This window comes from Hyphomicrobium sp. (assembly GCF_020852195.1).
In the GTDB taxonomy this organism is placed as follows: Bacteria; Pseudomonadota; Alphaproteobacteria; order Rhizobiales; family Hyphomicrobiaceae; genus Hyphomicrobium_C.
Map to the genome: position 1 here is coordinate 1 of NZ_JADZBI010000037.1, position 3,564 is coordinate 3,564.

4 protein-coding genes are annotated in these 3,564 nt (G+C 66.7%); 1 reads left to right on the top strand and 3 read right to left on the bottom strand.

Annotated elements, in window-relative coordinates; genetic code table 11:
* The 3 genes from IT540_RS03145 to hrcA all read right to left on the bottom strand — a co-directional run.
* A partial coding sequence (locus IT540_RS03145; protein WP_291173160.1) for an Hsp70 family protein occupies positions 1–535 on the bottom strand: 535 nt, incomplete at its 3' end.
* A 424-nt stretch (positions 536–959) separates the two neighbouring features.
* Positions 960–1,643, bottom strand: a complete 684-nt coding sequence (grpE, locus tag IT540_RS03150) for a nucleotide exchange factor GrpE (RefSeq protein ID WP_291173164.1) — start codon at positions 1,641–1,643, stop codon at positions 960–962.
* 106 nt (positions 1,644–1,749) lie between these two features.
* Positions 1,750–2,808 carry a heat-inducible transcriptional repressor HrcA gene (gene hrcA / locus IT540_RS03155; RefSeq protein WP_291173167.1) on the bottom strand — a complete coding sequence of 353 codons (1,059 nt, stop codon included), beginning with the start codon at positions 2,806–2,808 and terminating at the stop codon, positions 1,750–1,752.
* A 249-nt stretch (positions 2,809–3,057) separates the two neighbouring features.
* Between hrcA and rph the strand changes: the two genes are divergently transcribed.
* Positions 3,058–3,564: ribonuclease PH (gene rph / locus IT540_RS03160; protein WP_291173170.1), on the top strand; the 507-nt coding region annotated here is incomplete at its 3' end.

Here is a 3,564-nt window from a genome sequence, read left to right on the forward strand (position 1 = left end):
AGGCGAGCGCCGCCGCCGTCGGCTCGTTGATGATGCGGAGCACCTCGAGCCCGGCGATCTTGCCGGCGTCCTTGGTCGCCTGGCGCTGAGCGTCATTGAAGTAGGCGGGCACGGTGATCACGGCCTGCGTCACGGCCTCGCCGAGCTTGGCCTCGGCGGTCTCTTTCATCTTCTGCAGGATGAAGGCCGAGATCTGCTGCGGAGAATACTGCTTGCCGTTGGCCTCGACCCAAGCATCGCCCGTCGGGCCCTTCACGATATTGTAGGGGACGAGCTTCTTGTCCTTCTCGACCATCGGGTCGTCGTAGCGACGTCCGATGAGGCGCTTGATGGCGAACAGCGTGTTGGTGGGGTTGGTGACCGCCTGGCGCTTCGCGGGAAGGCCGACCAGACGCTCGCCATCGTCAGTGAAGGCGACAATGGACGGAGTGGTGTTCATGCCTTCGGCATTCTCGAGCACGCGGGGCTTGCCCCCTTCCATGACGGCGACGCACGAGTTCGTGGTGCCGAGGTCGATACCGATGACTTTAGCCATGTCTCCGAATTTCCTCTTCGTTGCGGCAGACCGTCCGGACCCTTGGGAAGGCCGGCGCCCGGTTTTGTCCCTCGGCCTCCGGGGTGGAGGCTTGGAGGTACGGTCCCCAGGAGAACAATTGATGATGCGCGGTTATATAGGGTGGGCTTTTCGGCGCGCAACGGGCGCCCGCCACCGCCACGGTCAATTCTGGGTCTGTTGCTTTAACACTTCTCACCGGTGCCAGCGCAAGCCTTTTGGAGTGCACGAAATGGCGCCATAAGCATCGAACGGCAGCGTCGGCATGCCGCTCCGAAACGGCACAAGCGGCGCACTCCCATGCGTAATTCGACGCTGCGTTCGCTCGTTTGATCAACTGTTACCGAGCGGTCCCTCTGCCGACGGCATTGGGCAGCCGGGAGGAAGCCGCCCAAGACCGGACCCGCTATGCGGCGTTGTCGGTGCCAGCCGGCGGCGCATCGGAAGCCGCAGGCGGCGCCTCGCCCTGCTCCCCGGCAACCGAGCCCGCCCCTTCGGACTGGCCCGGCTTTGGGCCGCCCTTGGCCACCACGACCATCGCCGGGCGCAGCACGCGATCCTCAATCACGTAGCCGCACTGGAACACCTCGAGGATGGTGCCCGGCGCCACCTCCGCGTTGTACATCTCCATCATCGCCTGGTGCTGATGGGGATTGAACGCCTCGCCCTTGGGGTTGAGCCGCTTGACGCCATTGCGCTCGAGCACGTTGAGGAACTCGCGCTCGGTCATGCTGACGCCGTCGACGAGGCTCTTGAGCGCGGGATCCTGCTCGGCGGCCCCGGCCGGGACAGCCTGGATCGCCCGCTCGAAGTTGTCGGCGACCGTCACCACGTCACGGGCGAACTTGCTGATCGCGTACTTGGCCGTCTCCTCGCGCTCGCGCTCGGCGCGCTTGCGGATGTTCTCCATCTCGGCATGCGCCCGGAGCAGGCGGTCCGTCAGATCCGCGACCTGGCCCTGGAGGGTATCGACCTCGGCCGCAAGCCGCAGGGCCTCCTGCTCGGGCTCGGGCACGGCTCGGGGGTCGGCCGGCGCCTCGGGACCGGGCGTCCCGGAGGGCGCATTGGGGTTCGTCGTCTCGTCAGCCATGACATCTCCGCGTCGAATGGAATGGGCGCGGGCCTGCCCGCCCGGAGGGCCGGTCGCAGGCGGTCGCATGAGAATGCGCCCGATATCAGCCCCTAGGACAAAAAAATCAAGTCAGCACGCGGCTGACCAGGCGGGCCGTGTAGTCCACCATGGGGATGATTCGCGCATAGTTGAGACGCGTCGGCCCGATGACGCCGAGCACGCCGACCACCTTTCGGTCCGTATCGTGGAACGGCGCCACGATGAGCGACGACCCCGACAGCGAGAACAGCTTGTTCTCCGAGCCGATGAAGATGCGCACGCCGTCCGCATGCTCGGCGAGGCCCAGGATCTGCGAAAGGTCGCGCTTGGTCTCAAGGTCGTCGAACAGTTGCCGGATGCGCTCCAGGTCCTCGACCGCGGTCAGATCCTTGAGCAGGTTCGCCTGCCCGCGCACGATCAAGCTCTTGCGGTCGTCGACCGTGCCGGACCATTCCGCGAGCCCCGCCTTGATCACCTTCTGCGTCAGCTTGTCTAGCTCGGCGCGCGCGCGGCCGAGCTCGGCCTCGACGGCAGCACGCGCCTCCGCGATCGTGAGCCCGCGGATGTGCGCGTTGAGATAGTTGGCGGCCTCCACCAGCGCCGAGGGCGGCAGCCCGGCCGGGATCTCGATTAGCCGGTTCTCGACGTTCTGGTCCTCGTCGACCAGCACCACCAGCGCCCGAGTCGGATCGATCGGCACGAAGTCGATGTGCTTCAGCCGTGCGACCTGCTTCTCGGCCAGCACCACGCCCGCGCAGTGCGAGAGGCCGGAGATCATCTCGCCCGCCTCCATCAGCACCTGGTCGAGCGATTTCGTGCGCTTCACCGCGAGTTGCGCCTCGATCTGACGCCGCTCCTCCTCGCTCAAGTCGCCGACCTCGAGCAGGCCATCGACGAACATCCTGAGCCCCGACTGCGTGGGCAGCCGCCCCGCCGAGGTGTGCGGCGCATAAATGAGACCCGCATGCTCGAGATCGCTCATGACGTTGCGGATCGACGCCGGCGAGAGCGCCATGGGCAGCACGCGCGACAGGTTGCGCGAGCCTACCGGCTCACCCGTCGCCAGATAGCTGTCGACGATCTGCCTCAGGATGGTGCGCGAGCGCTCGCTGAGCTTCTTGATCTCGGACTGGGGTTCGGACATCGCTGTTCATGCCTTCGGCGAGGACGCCGCAAGGAGCCTAAAAATGGCGGGCGGGCCCGTCAATGCAAGACCCCGCCCAACGTGTCGGTTACCTTTGGACGCGGCCGCTAGGCGGCCATGGAATTGAGGTTGATCCGGCAAGGCGGGTCCCGTAGGGTCGCGCCAACACGCGCTTCGAGGGAAATCAGGCGTACCGATAACCTCGGATCCCGGTCGCAAGCAGAACCCCGCACCAATCTAAGAGCCCACATGCGCCCGTCCAAACGCCAGCCAGGCGAGCTTCGCCGCGTCTCTCTCGAGCGCGCGGTCTCCATGCACGCCGAGGGCTCCTGCCTGATCAAGTTCGGCAACACGCACGTGCTCTGCACAGCGAGCCTGGAGGAGCGCATCCCGCCCTGGCTCAAGGGGCAGGGTCGGGGCTGGGTGACGGCGGAGTACGGCATGCTGCCGCGCGCCACGAGCGAGCGCACGCGCCGCGAGGCCGCCGTCGGCAACCAGTCCGGCCGCACGCAGGAGATCCAGCGCCTGATCGGCCGCGCGCTGCGCGCGGTGGTCGATCTCCCGAAGCTCGGCGAGCGGCAGATCTCGATCGACTGCGACGTCATTCAGGCCGACGGCGGCACACGCACAGCGGCCATCACCGGCGCCTGGGTAGCGCTGCACGACTGCATCCAGTGGATGAAGCTGCGCGACATGGTGAAGGACGGCGTTCTTCGCGACCACGTGGCCGCCGTATCGTGCGGCCTCTACAAGGGC